Origin of the sequence: Actinoplanes sp. NPDC051411, from assembly GCF_040682075.1 — a bacterium.
Classification (GTDB): Bacteria; Actinomycetota; Actinomycetes; order Mycobacteriales; family Micromonosporaceae; genus Actinoplanes.
Genome location: NZ_JBFBAD010000189.1, coordinates 1 through 16,291, shown reverse-complemented (window position 1 = coordinate 16,291; position 16,291 = coordinate 1). Strand labels below are relative to the sequence as shown.

General features: G+C 70.7%; 12 protein-coding genes, 1 tRNA gene and 3 pseudogenes. 9 read left to right on the top strand and 7 right to left on the bottom strand.

The window, feature by feature from the left end:
- Nucleotides 1–175 precede the first annotated feature (175 nt).
- Nucleotides 176–1,531: an IS256 family transposase gene (locus tag AB0M88_RS49450; protein ID WP_364114606.1), complete on the top strand. Its 1,356-nt coding sequence runs from the start codon at nt 176–178 to the stop codon at nt 1,529–1,531.
- A gap of 14 nt (nt 1,532–1,545) precedes the next feature.
- On the opposite strand, the pseudogene AB0M88_RS49445 reads toward AB0M88_RS49450, so the two are convergent.
- From AB0M88_RS49445 to AB0M88_RS49435, 3 genes and pseudogenes are all read right to left on the bottom strand, one after another.
- Nucleotides 1,546–2,257: pseudogene (locus tag AB0M88_RS49445) on the bottom strand (transposase).
- Between the two features lie 224 nt (nt 2,258–2,481).
- Nucleotides 2,482–3,627 (bottom strand): alpha/beta hydrolase, encoded by a 1,146-nt coding sequence (locus AB0M88_RS49440; RefSeq protein WP_364114604.1) that lies wholly within the window; start codon nt 3,625–3,627, stop codon nt 2,482–2,484.
- Between the two features lie 79 nt (nt 3,628–3,706).
- Nucleotides 3,707–4,678: a LacI family DNA-binding transcriptional regulator gene (locus AB0M88_RS49435; RefSeq protein ID WP_364114602.1), complete on the bottom strand. Its 972-nt coding sequence runs from the start codon at nt 4,676–4,678 to the stop codon at nt 3,707–3,709.
- A 148-nt stretch (nt 4,679–4,826) separates the two neighbouring features.
- On the opposite strand from AB0M88_RS49435, the gene AB0M88_RS49430 reads away from it, so the two are divergent.
- From AB0M88_RS49430 to AB0M88_RS49410, 5 genes are read left to right on the top strand one after another with little or no spacing between them, the layout of a single operon-like run.
- The gene (locus AB0M88_RS49430; protein WP_364114600.1) at nt 4,827–6,053 is read left to right on the top strand and encodes a sugar ABC transporter substrate-binding protein; all 1,227 of its coding nucleotides are present in this window, start codon (nt 4,827–4,829) and stop codon (nt 6,051–6,053) included.
- On the top strand, nt 6,050–6,925 hold the full coding sequence (locus tag AB0M88_RS49425) for a sugar ABC transporter permease (RefSeq protein ID WP_364114598.1): 876 nt from the start codon (nt 6,050–6,052) through the stop codon (nt 6,923–6,925). The genes AB0M88_RS49430 and AB0M88_RS49425 overlap by 4 nt, the downstream gene beginning before the upstream one ends.
- Nucleotides 6,922–7,731, top strand: a complete 810-nt coding sequence (locus AB0M88_RS49420) for a carbohydrate ABC transporter permease (protein ID WP_364114596.1) — start codon at nt 6,922–6,924, stop codon at nt 7,729–7,731. Before AB0M88_RS49425 ends, AB0M88_RS49420 begins: the two co-directional genes overlap by 4 nt.
- A gap of 13 nt (nt 7,732–7,744) precedes the next feature.
- On the top strand, nt 7,745–9,589 hold the full coding sequence (locus AB0M88_RS49415; RefSeq protein ID WP_364114594.1) for a beta-L-arabinofuranosidase domain-containing protein: 1,845 nt from the start codon (nt 7,745–7,747) through the stop codon (nt 9,587–9,589).
- A 16-nt stretch (nt 9,590–9,605) separates the two neighbouring features.
- Nucleotides 9,606–10,586, top strand: coding sequence for a LacI family DNA-binding transcriptional regulator (locus AB0M88_RS49410; RefSeq protein WP_364114592.1), 981 nt, complete (start codon nt 9,606–9,608; stop codon nt 10,584–10,586).
- A 103-nt stretch (nt 10,587–10,689) separates the two neighbouring features.
- Here AB0M88_RS49410 and AB0M88_RS49405 read toward each other — a convergent pair whose 3' ends face one another.
- Together AB0M88_RS49405 and AB0M88_RS49400 are read right to left on the bottom strand one after the other, a co-directional pair.
- Nucleotides 10,690–12,222: an EAL domain-containing protein gene (locus AB0M88_RS49405; protein WP_364114590.1), complete on the bottom strand. Its 1,533-nt coding sequence runs from the start codon at nt 12,220–12,222 to the stop codon at nt 10,690–10,692.
- Nucleotides 12,223–12,266: 44 nt separating this feature from the next.
- Nucleotides 12,267–12,342 (bottom strand) — tRNA-Gly (locus AB0M88_RS49400).
- 98 nt (nt 12,343–12,440) lie between these two features.
- Between AB0M88_RS49400 and AB0M88_RS49395 the strand changes: the two genes are divergently transcribed.
- Together AB0M88_RS49395 and AB0M88_RS49390 are read left to right on the top strand one after the other, a co-directional pair.
- A complete protein-coding gene (locus tag AB0M88_RS49395) occupies nt 12,441–14,117 on the top strand; it encodes an FAD-dependent oxidoreductase (protein ID WP_364114588.1) in 1,677 nt (558 codons plus the stop codon).
- 56 nt (nt 14,118–14,173) lie between these two features.
- Nucleotides 14,174–14,500, top strand: coding sequence for an STAS domain-containing protein (locus AB0M88_RS49390; protein WP_364114586.1), 327 nt, complete (start codon nt 14,174–14,176; stop codon nt 14,498–14,500).
- Nucleotides 14,501–14,659: 159 nt separating this feature from the next.
- Here the strand turns inward: AB0M88_RS49390 and AB0M88_RS49385 are convergent.
- Together AB0M88_RS49385 and AB0M88_RS49380 are read right to left on the bottom strand one after the other, a co-directional pair.
- A pseudogene (locus AB0M88_RS49385) lies at nt 14,660–14,764 on the bottom strand (transposase family protein); the annotation flags it as partial.
- 154 nt (nt 14,765–14,918) lie between these two features.
- Nucleotides 14,919–15,824 (bottom strand): hypothetical protein, encoded by a 906-nt coding sequence (locus AB0M88_RS49380; RefSeq protein ID WP_364114584.1) that lies wholly within the window; start codon nt 15,822–15,824, stop codon nt 14,919–14,921.
- A 114-nt stretch (nt 15,825–15,938) separates the two neighbouring features.
- On the opposite strand from AB0M88_RS49380, the pseudogene AB0M88_RS49375 reads away from it, so the two are divergent.
- A pseudogene (locus AB0M88_RS49375) lies at nt 15,939–16,201 on the top strand (transposase); the annotation flags it as partial.
- Nucleotides 16,202–16,291 lie beyond the last annotated feature (90 nt).

The window sequence follows — 16,291 nt, the reverse complement described above, 5'->3', positions numbered from 1 at the left end:
CTCGACAGGGTGAGGAGCAGGCATGACACGACATCCTTCCTGGAAGCCGTCATCCACCTCACCTCAGGTGTCCGGAAAACTGGGGGAAGCTCAGGTGTCGGTGACCGTGAAGGCGGGCATGTCAGATGGTTTGTGTACGTGATCGACTCTTGAGTTGAGGAGTACACACGTGACCATGACTGATGATCCACGTTCGTCCGGTGGTGAGTTCTCGCCGGCGCGGCAGACGGTCAATGACATGATCTCGGCTGGTTTGCTCGACGAGCTCATGGGCCGAGTCGACGCCGAGGGTCTCGCGTTGACCGGTGACGGCGGCGTGCTGCCCGAGTTGGTCAAAGCCGTCCTCGAGCGCGGTCTGGCGGCCGAGTTGAGCGGGCATTTGGGCTATGAGAAAGGCGATCCGGCCGGACGGGGCAGCCCGAACTCGCGTAACGGCCACAGCCCGAAGACGGTCGCGACCGAGGTCGGCGACGTCGATTTGGCGGTGCCCCGCGATCGGGCGGGTTCGTTCGAGCCCCGGCTGGTTCCGAAAGGAGCTCGCCGCACCGGCGGCCTCGACGAGATGATCATCTCCTTGTATGCGGGCGGGATGACCGTCCGCGATATCGGCCATCACCTGGCCCGCACCCTGGGAACCGAACTGTCGCACGACACGATCTCGAAGATCACCGACGCGGTGCTGGAGGAGGTCAAAGCCTGGCAGGCCCGGCCCCTGGAGGAGATCTACCCGATCATCTACCTCGACGCGCTGGTGGTGAAGGTCCGTGACGGGCACACGGTGAAGAACCGGGCCGCGCACCTCGCCGTCGGCGTCGATCTGGACGGGGTGAAACACGTCCTGGGGATCTGGGTCCAGGCCACCGAAGGCGCGAAGTTCTGGGCCGGGGTGTGCGCCGAACTACGTAACCGTGGGATCCGCGACACGCTGATCGTCTGCTGCGACGGGCTGACCGGCTTCCCCGAGGCGATCGAGGCGACCTGGCCGGCTTCGACGGTGCAGACCTGCACCGTGCACCTGATCCGGGCCGCGATGCGGTTCGTCTCCTACACCGACCGCAAGAAGGTCGCCGCCGCGTTGAAGCCGATCTACACGGCGCCGACCGCCGAGGTCGCCCAGACCGAACTGCTCGCGTTCACCGAGTCAGCGCTGGGCCGTAAATACCCGGCCACGGTCGCGACCTGGACCGCCGCGTGGGAACGGTTCATCCCGTTCCTGGCCTTCCCACCCGAACTCCGGAAGATCATTTATACGACCAACGCGATCGAATCCTTGAACTACCAGCTGCGCAAGGTCATCAAAAACCGCGGGCATTTTCCGTCCGACGACGCCGCGATCAAGCTGCTCTGGCTCGCCATCCGCGACATCGAAGACAAACGCGCCCGGGCCCGCGCCAAGGAGAAAGGCCTACCCGCCGCCGAACGCCGGGCACAAGGCCGGCTCGTCGAAGGCGCCACCGTCATCGGCTGGCGGCAAGCCCTCGGTGCTCTCGCCCTGCACTACCCCGACCGCATCGGGCCCTACATCAACTAACCAAATCCATAAGATCACTTACACAAAAATCTTGACAGGCTCGTGAAGGCGTCAGGTTCGCCCCAGCTGCCCGGGTCGCCGAACACGAACTCGCCCCCGTGCCGGGGCGGCCGGCCGTTACCGGCTCGTTCTCGTGGTGCCCGGCGGCGCAGGACCCGGTCCGAGCGCATCCGCACCAGCATCTGGACCGGCAGACCGTCGAGCAGGAACGCCAGCCGCGGACCGTCGTAGCCGGCGTCCGCGACGATCCAGATGTCCTTATCGCCCGGCCGCCACTGCCCAGCCGCGATGAGTCGTTCAACGACCTCGCGGAGCTGGGCGGCGGTGACCGTGGCCGTGTCGTCACCGGGCACCAGCCGGCGCACGTCCAGCGGCGCGGTCCACGAGCTACGACCCCGTTTCCAGGGCCGTGACCAGTGAATACGGCCAGCCCGGCACGCCCATATGAGTGTCCTTGCCGCGCCCGTAGGTGTGACACAGCACCCGCTGCGCGCTGGTGTGGGCTTCCGGGCGCAGCCAGCACGTCACGTCCACCGCCAGAACGATCCGCCCGTCCGCGGCCCGCGGCACCGCCACGGCGGCGACCGAGGTCTTGAGGGCTTCGACGTCGATGCGGCCCCGGTTCAACGCCGCATACAACGAGCCGTGACCGCGCCGGTGCTCACCGGCCAGCGACAACTCGACCAGCGACCGCACCGGAGCATCCCCGCACAACAGCGCGTCCACCAGCTCGAACAACGCGTCCGAGCGGGCTGTCAAACAGCGGTGGAGCTCACGTCGGAATCCCACCAACCGCCCGAGCGTCTCAGCCGGATCGACATCATGCACACTGACCACCCAGACAGCCCTTGGTTTTGATCTTCTTCCCTAGACAAGAGGAATGATCAATCAAGGGCTGTCCCCATGATCAGCCGGGGTCGATGTCACCCAGCCTCAGGTTAAAGCTCAAGCTAGGCGAGGAGACGGTCCAGCCAGTGGATTCGGGCCGCCTTGGCGTCCTGGCTGACCGCGGCGGTCGGCGCGAACGCGTCGAAACCGTGGTAGCCGCCCGGCCAGACGTGCAGCTCGGCGCGGCCGCCGGCCTGCCAGATGCCGGTGGCGTAGGCGACGTCCTCGTCGCGGAAGGTCTCGGCCGAGCCGACGTCGACGAACGTCGGTGGCAGCCCGGACAGGTCGGTCGCCCGGGCCGGCGCGGCGTACGGCGAGACGTCGGGCCCGCCGGCCGCGTCGCCGAGCAGGGCACCCCAGCCGGTCGCGTTGGCGGTGTGGTCCCAGACGCCGCGGCCGGTCATCTGGACCGAGGAGACCGTGTCGTTGCGGTCGTCGAGCATCGGGCACATCAGCATCTGGCCGAAGACGGCCGGTCCGCCGCGGTCGCGGGCGAGCAGGCCGAGCGCCGCGGTGAGGCCGCCGCCCGCGCTGCCACCGAGGATGACGATGCGGTCGGGGTCGATGCCGAGTTCGCCCGCGTTCTCGGCCGTCCAGGCGAGGCCGGCGTAGACGTCCTCGATCGGGCCGGGGTGCGGGGCCTCGGGGGCGAGCCGGTATTCGACCGAGACGACCACGGCCTGGTAGCGGGATGCGGTCTCGACGACGTCGACGATGCCGCTGCGGTTGTCGCCGAGGATCATCCCGCCGCCGTGCGTGTGGTAGATCGCCGGGCGGGGCCCGTCGGCGCCGACCGGAGTGCAGATGAGCAGCGAGATGTCGGGGTCACCGGCCGGGCCGGGTACCGTGCGCTCGGTGACCGCGTAGGTGCCGCCCAGGCTGATCTCCTCGTCGCTAGGTGGGGCCATCACGCCGCTCGCGTTGTCGCGGGCGAGGGCGATCATCTCGGGGGTGATCGTGGTGGGGACCTGGTCGCCGAGCGCGCTGAGGGCGGCGGCGAGTTCGGGGTCGAAGGGGACGGGCGGGTGGGTCATCGGGGTCTGGTCCTTCGCTCGGGGCGGGTCGTGCGACGGCGTCAGGCGGACGACCAGAACGCCGGCCGGTGACCGCCGCTTGGGGCGGACAACCAGCGCACCGGCCCGTGACCGCCGCTTCGGGCGGGCCACCACCAGCGCACCGGCCCGTGACCGCCGCTTCGGGCGGACCACCAGCGCACCGGCCTGTGATCGCCGTCACCGACCAGGATCCGCCTCGCTCCGGGCCGGGACGAGCGCCAACCGGCGGAATCTACCCGCCGAACGGCGGGACGGCGGTCGAGGCCCGCGGTACCAGGCGGCACGGGCGGGCACGCTGACCGCCCACGTCGTCGCCGTTGATCGCGGCCAGCAGCAGCTCGGCGGCCGACCGCCCGATGCCCTCCAGGTCCATGTCGATGCTGGTCAGGGCCGGGCGGCAGCCGTCGACCATGACGTCCCAGTTGTCGAAGCCGACCAGGGCCACGTCGCGGGGGATCTCCCGGCCCGCCTCGCGCAGCGCCTCGGCCAGGCCGCGCGCGATCTGGTCGCTCCCGCAGAAGACGGCGTCGAAGTCGGCCCCGGTCGAGAGCAGGATGCCGGCCGCCTGACGGCCCCAGGCCTCGCTCCACTCGCCGTACAGGGTGGGGGCGGCCAGGTCGGCGCACTCGGCGGCGGCCGCCGCCCGCACCCGGGCCGAGTGGTGGTGTTCGGGGCCGGTGACGTGGGCGATCTTCTGCCGGCCGATGGCCTGCAGGTGGCGGATCGCGCGCCGGGTGCCGTCGGCCTCGTCGGGCACGACCGAGCAGTCGCGCGGGTCGGCCGAGCTGATGAACGCGTAGACCACCGGCACCGGCAGGCCGGCGCCGATCGGCGGCCGGGCCTGGGTGCGGCGGCCGGTCACGATCAGGCCGTCGACCTTGCGGCCGAGGAGGGTACGCAGGTAGTACTGCTCGCGGATCGGGTCGTCGCGGGCGTCGCAGAGGAACACCGAGACCTGCCCGGCCCCGAGCGCGTCCTCGGCGCCGATGAGCAGCGGGATGCTGAACCGGCCGATGCTGTCGGTGGTGATCATCCCGACCGTGTAGGTGCGGCCGGTCTGGAGGCTGCGGGCGGCCGCGTTGGCGACGAAGCCGAGCTGGTCGGCCGCCTGCTGGACGCGGGCGACGGTCTCGGCGCGCAGCGAGCCGCGGCCGTTGAGGGCCTTGGACGCCGTGCCGGTGGAGACTCCCGCGAGGGCGGCCACCTCGCTGATCGTGGCCGCGCGTTCTCGTCCGTTCAGCGTTTCCTCCTTGGTTTCCGACGAACCGTAACTTGCTCTTGACAGCGGCACAAGAGCCTCCCTAGCGTGACGGCAATCGTTTTCCTGATTTTCCTCCTCAAGGGGAACCGACATGACTGCTCCTCTTCGCCTCGCGGCCGTCCTCCTCCTTGCCGCCGGCCTCGCCACCGCCTGCTCCTCCTCTTCCGGCTCCAGCACCGGCTCAGCCGACGACAAGACCTACGCGATCTGGGACCCCTACCCGCAGTTCGACGACAGCTCGGACTGGGTGAAGCTGCTGCAGAAGTGCGGCACCGACGCCGGGGTCACCGTCAAGCGCACCGGCTACGACACCACCGACCTGACCACCAAGGCCCTGCTCGCCGCCCAGCAGGGCAACTCCCCCGACGTGCTGATCGTCGACAACCCGGTCGTCTCGACGCTCGCCGAGGCCGGCGTGCTGAACCCGGCCTCGAACACCACCGGCATCGAACCCAACCTGCTCGCCGCCGGCCAGCAGGACGGCAAGACCTACGGCGTCCCGATCGGCGCGAACACGCTCGCGCTCTACTACAACAAGGACCTGCTGACCAAGGCCGGCGTCGACCCCGCCGGCATCAAGGACTGGACGACCCTGACCGCCGCGCTGCGGAAGGTGAAGGCGGCCGGCAAGAAGGGCATCACGTTCTCGGCGATCGGCACCGAGGAGGGCAGCTTCCAGTTCCTGCCCTGGTTCTGGGGCGCCGGCGCCGACCTGACCAAGCTCGACTCGGCCCAGGGCGTGCAGGCGCTCACGCTCTGGACGGACTGGCTCAAGCAGGGGTACGCACCCAACTCGGTGCTCAACAACACCCAGACCACGAGCTGGCAGGAGTTCGCGACCGGGAACTTCGCGTTCAGTGAGAACGGCACCTGGCAGCTGGCCAACGCCAAGAAGACCGGCTTCGCGTACGGGATCATCCCCATCCCGTCGCAGGCGGGAGGCACCGCCCCGGCCCCGACCGGCGGCGAGTTCGTGACCTCGCCGGTCCAGGACGACACCAAGCGCTACGACGTCTCCCAGAAGATCATCGGGTGCCTGACCAGCGCGGACAACGCCTACACGACGGACACGACGCTCTCCTACATCGCGGCGACCGACGCGGTGCAGGCCAAGCAGGTCGCGGCGACGCCCGAGCTGAAGGTCTGGGTGGACGCGGTGAAGGCGGCGAAGGGCCGCACGAGCGACAACCTCGGCACGAAGTATCCGAAGATCTCCGAGCCGATGTGGACCGCGTTCCAGGCGGCACTGTCGGGGAGCAAGTCGCCGCAGGATGCGCTCAGCGGCGCCCAGCAGACCGCCGCCGCGGCAACGAAGTGAAGACAGCGCGCCGCCAATGGGCCGCCTGGGCCTTCCTGGCCCCGGTCGTGATCTACCTGGTCGCCTTCTACGCCTACCCGCTCTACCGCAACCTCGACCTCAGCCTGCGGCACTACACGGTCCGCTCCTTCGTCCGGGGCGGCGCGCCCTTCAGTGGTCTCGACAACTACAAGACCGTCCTCAACGATCCGGCGTTCGGACCGGCCCTGACCCACACGATCCTGTTCACGCTTCTCTCGCTGGTCTTCCAGTTCTCGATCGGGATGGCGCTCGCGGTCTTCTTCCGGCAGAACTTCCGGCTGTCGGCCACACTGCGGGCGCTCTTCCTGGTCCCCTGGCTGCTCCCGCTGATCGTCAGCGCCTCCACCTGGTCGTGGATGCTCAACAGCGACTCCGGCGTGGTCAACTGGGTCCTCGGCCCACTCCGCGAGAACTGGCTCACCAGCCCGACCTGGTCGCTCGTGAGCGTGATCATCGCCAACATCTGGATCGGCATCCCGTTCAACCTGGTGGTCCTCTACAGCGGACTGCAGGCCATACCCACCGATCTCTACGAGGCGGCCGCCCTCGACGGCGCGACCGGCTGGAAGACCTTCTGGCGGATCACTTTTCCGCTGCTCCGGCCGGTCTCCGCGATCACGATCCTGCTCGGCCTCGTCTACACCCTCAAGGTCTTCGACATCATCTGGATCATGACCCGGGGCGGGCCGGTCGACTCGTCGACGACGTTCGCCACCTGGTCGTACCGCCTGTCCTTCGGCAATCTGCTGCCGAGCTTCGGACCCGGCGCCGCCGTCGGCAACCTGCTGATCGTGATGGCCCTGATCTTCGGCCTCCTGTACATCCGGATCCAGCGGAGGCAGAACGCATGAGCCGCCGCGTCAAAACCGTCATCGGCCTCATCCTGACCGCGATCATGCTGTTCCCGGTCTACTGGATGGTCAACGTGTCCTTCACCCGGGACACCGACATGCGCGCCGATCCCCCGCACCTGTTCCCCTACCACGGGACGCTCGAGGGCTACCGGGCCGTCCTCCACCAGCAGATGCCCTACCTCGGCACGAGCCTGCTGATCGGCCTCGGCACGGTGGTGCTCACGGTCGTGCTGTCCGCCCCGGCCGGCTATTCGCTCGCCAAGCTGCGGCCCCGGGGCGGCGGCGTGCTCAGCTTCATCCTGCTGATCGCCCAGATGATCCCGGCGATCATCATGGCGATGGGCTTCTACGCCATCTATCTCAAGGCCGGCGTTCTCAACTCGACCCTCGGGCTGATCCTCGCCGACTCGACGATCGCGGTCCCGTTCGGCGTCCTGATCTTCACCGCGTTCATGTCCGGGATCCCCTCGGAGCTGACCAGCGCGGCGATGATCGACGGCGCCTCGACCTGGCGCACGTTCGTCTCGGTGATCCTGCCGGTCAGCCGCAACGCCGTGGTCACGGTCAGCCTGTTCGCGTTCCTGTGGGCATGGTCCGACTTCGTCTTCGCCACCACGCTCGACGGCGGCGGCGCGCACCAGCCGATCACGCTCGGCATCTACCACTACATCGGCAACAACAACCAGCAATGGAACGCGATCATGGCCACCGCGGTCGTCGCGTCGATCCCGGCCACGCTGCTGCTCATCGCGGCCCAGCGTTACGTCGCCGCCGGTGTCACCGCCGGCGCGGTCAAAGACTGAGGAAACACGATCCATGACTGCATCCGGCCCCACCATGCCCACCGGACAAGCGATCTCGGCACTCCGCCCGCTGGCCGCGCGCCTCGACCCGGACGGCCTGCTCGGCGCCTGGCAGGAGCGCAACGCGAAAGCGACGCTCCCGCACGTGATCAAGGCGCTCGACGAGCACGGCAACCTGGCCAACCTGCGCCGGGTGACCGGCGACTTCGACGGCCCGTTCGCCGGCATGTGGTTCGCCGACACGGACGTCCACAAGACGCTCGAGGCGGCGTTCTGGGAGCTGGGCCGCACCGGCGAGGAGAACCCGTTCCTGGCCGACGTCGCGGCGCTGCTCGAGAAGGCGCAGGACCCCGACGGCTACCTCGACTCGTACTACCAGACCGACCACCGCGACCGGCAGTGGAGCGAGCTGCACTACAGCCACGAGATGTACACCGCCGGCCATCTCATCCAGGCGGCGGTCGCCGCGGCGCGGAGCGCCCCCGGCACCCACGCCGCCGAGCAGGTCGTTTCGGTCGCGCGCCGCTTCGGCGACCTCCTGGTGCGGAGGTACGCGGCGAGCACCGCCGAAGCCGTCGACGGCCATCCCGAGGTCGAGACCGCCCTGGTCGAGCTGTACCGGGTGACCGGACACCGGCCCTACCTCGACCTCGCCACCAGCTTCGTCGAGCGGCGCGGCCACGGGTTCCTCGGCTCGGACCGGTTCGGCCCGCGCTACTTCCAGGACCACGTGCCGGTGCGGGCCGCCCCCGAGGTCGCCGGGCACGTCGTGCGCCAGGTCTACCTGCTCGCCGGCGCGGTCGACGTGGCGGTCGAGAACCGCGACCACGACCTGCTGCGGGTGGCCGAGCGGCTCTGGGACTCGGCCCTGTCCAGCCGCACGTACATCACCGGCGGGCAGGGGTCGCGGCACCGGGACGAGGCGTTCGGGGATCCGTACGAGCTGCCGCCGGACCGGGCCTACGCCGAGACGTGCGCGGCGATCGGATCGTTCCAGTGGGCGTGGCGGCTGCTGCTCGCGACCGGCCGGGCGAAGTACGCCGACGAGATGGAACGCCTGCTCTACAACGGAATCGCCGCGTCCACCGCCACCGACGGGACCGCGTTCTTCTATTCCAATCCACTCCAGTTGCGCACCGGCCACGACGGCTCCGAGGAGGACGCGCCCTCCCAGCGGCTCCGCTGGTATTCCTGCGCCTGCTGCCCGCCCAACCTCGCCCGCCTGATGGCTTCGCTGCACACCTACCTCGCCACCGGCGGCCCGGCGGGCCTCCAGCTCCACCTGTACGCGCCGGGCACGTTCACCGCCGGCGGCCAGACCGTTCGAGTGGAAACCGCGTACCCGTGGAGCGAAAGCGTCACGCTCAGCGTGACCGACCCGGCCGAAGGGCCGTGGACCCTGGCCCTGCGGGTGCCCGCCTGGTGCGCCGACGCCCGGCTGACGGTCAACGGCTCGCTGGTCCGCAGCGGCGCCCAGGAGGGCTATCTGCGGCTGACCCGCACCTGGCGCGCCGGTGACCGCGTCGAGCTGACCCTGGCCATGCCGCCCCGGCTGGTCACCCCGCACCCCCGGGTCGACGCGGTGCGCGGCACGGCCGCCCTGGCCCGCGGCCCGGTGGTCTACTGCCTGGAACAGGCCGACCTGCCGGCGCCGCTCGCCGCCGAGGTCTTCGAGGACCTCATCCTCGACCCGTCCCAGCCTCCGGCCGCGGTCGGCTCCGGCCCGGCCCCGGTCCGGCTGGACGCCCGCATCCGGGTCCGGGGCGGCGAGGCCGCGGCCACCGTGCCGCTGATTCCCTACTACCTCTGGGCGAACCGGGCCCCCGGGCCCATGCGGGTCTGGATCCCGCTCTCCTAACCGGTACGTTGCTGGGATGTCCCCGACCCGCGCGGTCACCATCCGCGACGTCGCCGCGCTGGCCGGCGTCTCGGTCGGCACCGCCTCCAAGGCGCTGAACGGCCGCGGGTCGCTGCGGGCCGGCACCGTCGAGCGGGTGCGCCGGGCCGCCGAACAGCTCGACTTCCGGCCCAACCCGGCCGCCCGCGGCCTGCACGCCGGCCGCACCTTCACCGTCGGCATGATCACCACCGACACGATCGGCCGGTTCAGCATCCCGCTGCTCATCGGCGCCGAGGACACGCTCGGCGCCGGCCAGATGTCGGTCCTGCTGTGCGACGCCCGCGACGACCCGATCCGCGAACGGCACCACCTCAAGGTGCTGCTCGGCCGCCGGGTCGACGGCATCGTGGTCACCGGGCGCCGCGCGGGCACCAGGCCGTCGCTCGGCACCGACCTGGGCGTGCCGGTGGTCTACGCGTTCCTGGCCTCGGCCGACGACCGCGACTGCTCGGTGGTGCCCGACGAGGCCGGCGGCGCCCAGCTGGTGGCCTCACACCTGAGCGCGCTGGGCCGCCACCGGATCGCCGTCATCACCGGCCCCGAGCACCACCACTCGGCCCGGGTCCGCGCGGCGGGGATTCCGCTGGTCACGCCCCCGCTGTACGGGTCGTGGAGCGAGGCCTGGGGCCGGCAGGGCATCGGCATGCTGCTGGCCCAGGGCCACGACGTCGACGCGGTGATCTGCGGCAGCGACCAGATCGCCCGGGGCGCGGCCGACGCGCTGCGCGAGGCCGGCCGCCGGGTGCCGGCCGACGTGGCCCTGACCGGCTTCGACAACTGGGACGTGATGACGCTCGCCTCCCGGCCCCCGCTGACCAGCGTCGACATGGACCTCGAGGGCCTGGGCCGGGCCGCCGCGAGCCTCCTGCTCGACGCGATCGACGGTCGCCCGTCCCCCGGCCTCCACCTGCACCCACCCAACCTGGTCATCCGCGACTCGACTGTCCCGGCCTGAAACAACGCCGCCGGCCGGGCGAAGCCGTGCTCGCGTGACACAGCGCCGCCGGTGCCCGCGGGCGCCCCCGGGAAACGGCGGTGGCGGTCGGGAGGCGCGGTCTCTAGGCGTACGCGATCGCCGGCCGCGGGTTGACCTCGGAGGCCGGCGCCGGCGGTCCGAAGAGGGGGCTGACGGCCCGGCGGCAGCCGAGCCGGCGCAGTTGCCCGGCCTGCTCGGGGGTCTCGACGCCGCCCGCCACGCAGTCGAGGCCGACGCTGTCGACCAGCGCGATCACCGCGCCGAGCAGGGCCCGCGCCTCCGGGCTGCGGTCGAGGTCGCGCAGCAGCTCCCGGTCGAGCTTGATCGCCGAGACCGGAAGCTCGCGCAGCTGGCCGAGCGGCGAACGCCCGGTGCCGAACCCGTCCAGCGCGACCAGCGCCCCGAGCTCCCGCAGTTCCCGGATGGCCGGCACCAGCTCGGTCAGGTTGGCCGTGTCGGAGATCCGGATCGCCAGCATCGCGCCCGGCGCCAGGTGACCGATGTCGTCCGCCATCGTGCCCGCCCGCAGATAATGCGCCGACAGATGGACGAACAGGCCGAACCGGGGCTGGACCATCCGCCAGTCATGCTGTCGGGCCAGGGCCTCCCGCAGCAGCCAGGCCTCGGCCTCGGCCAGCACCCCGCAGGGGCCGGCGGCCGCCTCGAACTCCTCCTTCTCGAGCACGCCGAGCCGCGGGTGATGCCAGCGGAGCAGCGCCTCGACGCCGATCTTCGCCCCCGAGGGCAGATCGACGACCGGCTGGTAGACGACCTCGAACTCGCCCGCCGCGAGCGCCCCGCCGAGCTCGGCCTCAAGCCGCCGCTGCTCCTCGGCTGCGGCCGAGAGCGAGGCGTCGAAGATCTGGAACCGGCCCTTGCCGCGGCGCTTGGCCTCGTAGAGAGCGAGGTCGGCCTCCAGCAGCATCCGGTCGGGGGCGTCCCCGGCGTCGTTCCCGAGCCGGCCCGGGACCGGACCGGCTTTCCTCTTGAGCTTGACCGGCGCGGGTTCGGCTTCGCTCTTGAGGCGCCCCGCGACCGGACCGGCTTTCCTCTTGAGCTTGACCGGCGCGGGTTCGGCTTCGCTCTTGAGGCGGCTCGGGACGCGCCGGGCGATGCCGATGCTCGCTCGCACCCGGCCGGCGCGGCCGTCCAGGTCGACCGGTTCGGCGGCGGCCCGGATGATGGTCGCGGCCAGCGACTGCACGTCGTCGCAGCCGACCCGCCGGACCAGCACGGCGAACTCGTCGCCGCCGAGCCGGGCCGCGACGGCCCTTGCACCCAGCGGGGCGACCGCGTCGCGCAGCCGGGAGGCGAACGTGGCCAGCAACCGGTCGCCCGCGAGGTGGCCCTGGGTGTCGTTGACCGCCTTGAACCCGTCCAGGTCGATCATGAGCAGGGCCGCGTCGTCACCGGCCTTGCTCAGGGCGGCCGACAGCCGGGCCCGGTTGGGAAGCCCGGTGAGCGGATCGTGGGTGGCCGTCTTCTCGAAGCGGCGGGCGAGCACGTGCCGGGCGATGAGAGCGGCCACGACGAGCGCGACGGCCCAGACGCCGAGGAGCGCGGCAACCGAGATGAGGACGGCGTCGAGCACGACAGCACGCCATCCACCGAGCATGCCTTGACGATCGGCCGATTGACGACCCGCATAAGGGAACAGAGTGGAGCGGACGACGGGATTCGAACCCGCGACCCTCACCTTGGCAAGGTGATGCGCTACCAGCTGCGCTACGTCCGCGTTGCCAGCAAGCTTAGCGGACAGCGAACGCCAGGTGACAACCGGGTCGGCTGTGACTCGTCCTCGCCTGCGACGCCGGTGTTTGGAATTATCGAGCGATGGTCTCGCCCTTTCTTTTCCCGGAGCTCGGTGCCCGCGCGGACGAGTCCGCCACCTACCACTTCGACGACGAGCAGTTCGCCCGCGCGACGGCGTACGGGCAGGCGATCGAGGTCGCGGCCGGCGACGTGCTGTTCGAGGCCGGCGACGTGGACGCCGACCTGATCCTGGTCGACACGGCGACGGTCGACATCTTCCGGGCCGCCGCGCCCGACCTGCCCGAGGAGCTGCTGCTGCGCGCCGGCCCGCACCAGTTCGTCGGCGAGATGACGCTGCTCACCGGCCAGACCCGCATTCTCAGCGCCCGGGTCGCCGAGTCGGGGGTGATCCACCGGGTGCCGCCGGCCGAGTTCCGCCGGCTGATGGCCCAGGAGGCCGAGATCAGCGACGTGCTGCTGCGTGGCTTCCTGGCCCGCCGCAAGCTGATCACAGTCGGGGCGGCCGACAGCCTCGAGATCATCGCCGACACCGCGACCCGCGACGGCCTGGCGATCGAGACGTTCCTCAAGCGGCAGGCGCTCCCCCACCGCTGGATCGAGAGCGACACCGGCGAAGGCCGCCGGGCGCTCGCGGCGGCCGGGCTCACGTCGTCCGACGTTCCCGTGGTGATCACGCCGAAGACGACGCTGACCAACACCAACACCGGCGCGCTCAGCCAGCTGCTCGGGCTGACATACCGCCGCACCCCGAAGGGCGTCGCCGACCACACTGTGATCGGCGCCGGGCCGGCCGGCCTGGCCGCGGCCGTCTACGGCGCCTCCGAGGGCCTCGAGACGGTGCTGCTCGACGCGGTCGCCACCGGCGGGCAGGCGGCCGCCAGCTCGCGCATCGAAAACTACCTGGGCTTCCCGTTCGGCCTCAGCGGCGAGACGCTGACCGGCCGGGCGGTCGTGCAGGCGCTCAAGTTCGGCGCCCACCTGGCCAGCCCGTGCGGGGTGGTGGCGCTGCGCCAGGAGGGCAACGAGCACGTGGTGACCCTGCTCGACGGCACCGAGATCCCGTCGCGCTCGGTGATCCTGGCGACCGGCGCGGCCTATCGCAACCTGCCGCTCGACCGCTGGCAGGACTTCGTCGGCGCCGGCATCTACTACGCGGCGACCGAACTCGAGGCGCGCGGCGTGGCCGGCCAGCCGGTGACCGTGGTCGGCGGCGCCAACTCGGCCGGCCAGGCGGCGATCTATCTGGCCCGGCAGGCCGGTCACGTACGGCTCGTGGTCCGCGGCCCCGAGCTCTCCGCCGGCATGTCCAGCTACCTGGTCGAACGCATCCACGCCGACCCGCGCATCACCGTTCAGACCTCGACCGAGGTGACCGCCCTGCACGGCGAGCGGCGGCTGAAATACGTCACCCTCACCGAGCGCGGGAGCGAGGCCGCCGAGGCGTGCGCCTGCTTCGGCCTGTTCTGCTTCATCGGCGCGACCCCGGCCACCGACTTCCTGACCGGGGTGACGCTCGACAGCGACGGCTTCGTCCTCACCGACGTGCAGCTGGGCACCGACCTCGGCCCGGTCTGGGACAAGGCCGGCCGCCGGCCGCTGCCCTTCGAGACCAACGTGCCGGGCGTCTTCGCGGTCGGCGACGTGCGGCAGGGCTCGATGAAGCGCGTCGCGGCGGCGGTCGGCGAGGGCGCGAGCGCGGTGCGGTCGGTCCACCAGGCGCTGGCCGCTGTTTCTTAGCAAGCGGCGCTCGTCTCGAACTGCGGCACTGGCGGGCCCGGGGTATCGTCTGGCGAATGCCGAAGGACGGAATGATCTCGTACGAACCGGCCGATCCCGACGGACTGGTCATCGCCACCCTGACCGGGGAGCTCGACCTGGACCGCGCCGACGACGTGCGCGACAGCCTCGCCCGGGCCGCCACCGAGCCCGGTGTGCGCTATCTGCGGGTCGACACGAGCGGCCTCGGCTTCATCGACTCCTACGGGCTGGGTGCCCTGGTCAGCGCCCGCAATTCGGCCGCCGCCGAGGGCGTCACGTTCACGCTGGCCGACCCGTCCCCGCCGGTCCGCAAGGCCGTCGAGGTGACCGGCCTCGCCGACGTGTTCGGCCTGCCCCGCTAGGCGATGTCTCGTAACTCCGGTGCAGGCGTTGCCTGCCAACGGTGGGCGGGTCAGCCGGCCAGAGCGATGTTGTGCAGATGGGCACGCGGGCGCGGATTGTGCGATGCCCGCTGTTGTAGTCCTGATTCCAGGCCGGCAGGGCGCCGCCGTCACGAGGTTGGCGGAGTGCGAGACGCCGAACAGCGGACCGATCGGGCGCATGGTCAGGTTCCTGCGCCAGTACACGGCCACCAGCAACACCCGGTCCGCCAAGGTGAGCGCCCACGCCTCGGCCGCGCCGAGAACGGCAAGCTGAGGAATCTCGGCCACGTCTTCTCCGCGGAGCGGGCGCGCAGGCCCAGGTACATGTTCGCGCCGCGCGATCTGGACCGACGCCGGCTGGGAGGACGGACCGAATCAGGCCGCCTCCGGATTGGTTCTAGGTGACGGACTCGCCCGAGCCGAGCGACTCGCCGGCCCGCCAGAACTGAGCGGCCGCGATAGCTCCGAGCACGACCAGAACCACGCCGGCGCCGAGAATGCCGATGAAGGGCAGGATCGCCGCGGCCGCCTCATCAGCATCGCCATCGGGGCCGACGGCTCCCGAGAAGACGGTGAACGAGAGCGCGATGCCCAGGCCGCCGATGCCGGCCAGCCACAGATCGAAGCGCCAGCGGAAGTCGATCCACCGCCAGAAGGACTTGCCCGGCCCGCCGGCAGCCGTGGCACGGCCGCTTGCGACGGCGCGGAGGAACAGGCGCTTCTTGAGCAGCGACGTGGCGGCGGCGACCGTGACGGCGAATGCCAGCGACCCGTAGATGATCCAGAACCCGCTGAAGGCGTCCTCCTCTCGGACGCTTTCCGGCCAGCCGCCGGTGAACCACGAGATCACCGGGATGCCGACGAGCACGAAGGAGATGACCAGGCCGACCGCGACCCAGAAGATGTGCCACCGATACGGGAGCACATTGAATCGCGACACGTACGACGCGGACGGCAGGAGCGTGTCCGGCGGATTCGGATTTTTCGAGATGCTTCCGCGTCGCAGCTGTTCGCCTGCCACCAGGGCGCACATCGCGAACAGGGCCAAAGCCCCGGGGGGCAGTGTCATCGCGCCGGTGAGCACGCCGGCCGCGGAATCGGCTGTGCTCTCGTCCGCTCCACCGGCGCGCGCGCCATCGACCAGGGTGAGAGCAATCCCCCCGCCGACTACCAAGAGCAGCGCGATCGCCGCCAGGACGACGCCGATGATCGACAGCACGCGGCCGAAGCGATGGTTGGAGGCCGCGACTCGCTTCGTGCGCTCGCCGAGTTGCGCTTCCGTCAATCGTTCAGGCACGTTCACTTCCAGTCATGGTGAGTTCTCCCGGGACGTCCTTCGAGGTCACTGCCGAACCACAAGCCGAGCGTCTTCAACGTCCGACCAACTCGAAGGATACGGCGGGCAGATCTTCTCGAAATGGCAGGCTTGCCCGCTGGGCGTCGGCCGGGGCGTCCGCCGACCGGGACGAAACGGCAGCTCATTCGACGGGATCCGATGGCGGAGTCGGGTGGGAGCGCCATGGCGCGAGGTGCGTCCTGGGTGGCGGCGCACGCATTGTTCCGACGCTGGCAGCGCGACGGGACGTGGGCGCGGATCCCGACCGCGGCGCCGGTGGTGATCCGCAGACCGAACCGCCGGGTGGTGTCACCATCGAGCCGGCCCATCATGCCCGGGGCCGCCGGGAGCTGTCAACCTAGCTGTGATCCCAGGGTGTCCGAATGGGGAAACCTGGCACGAGTCATGTCGTGTCATCCGTGCCTGAATTCATA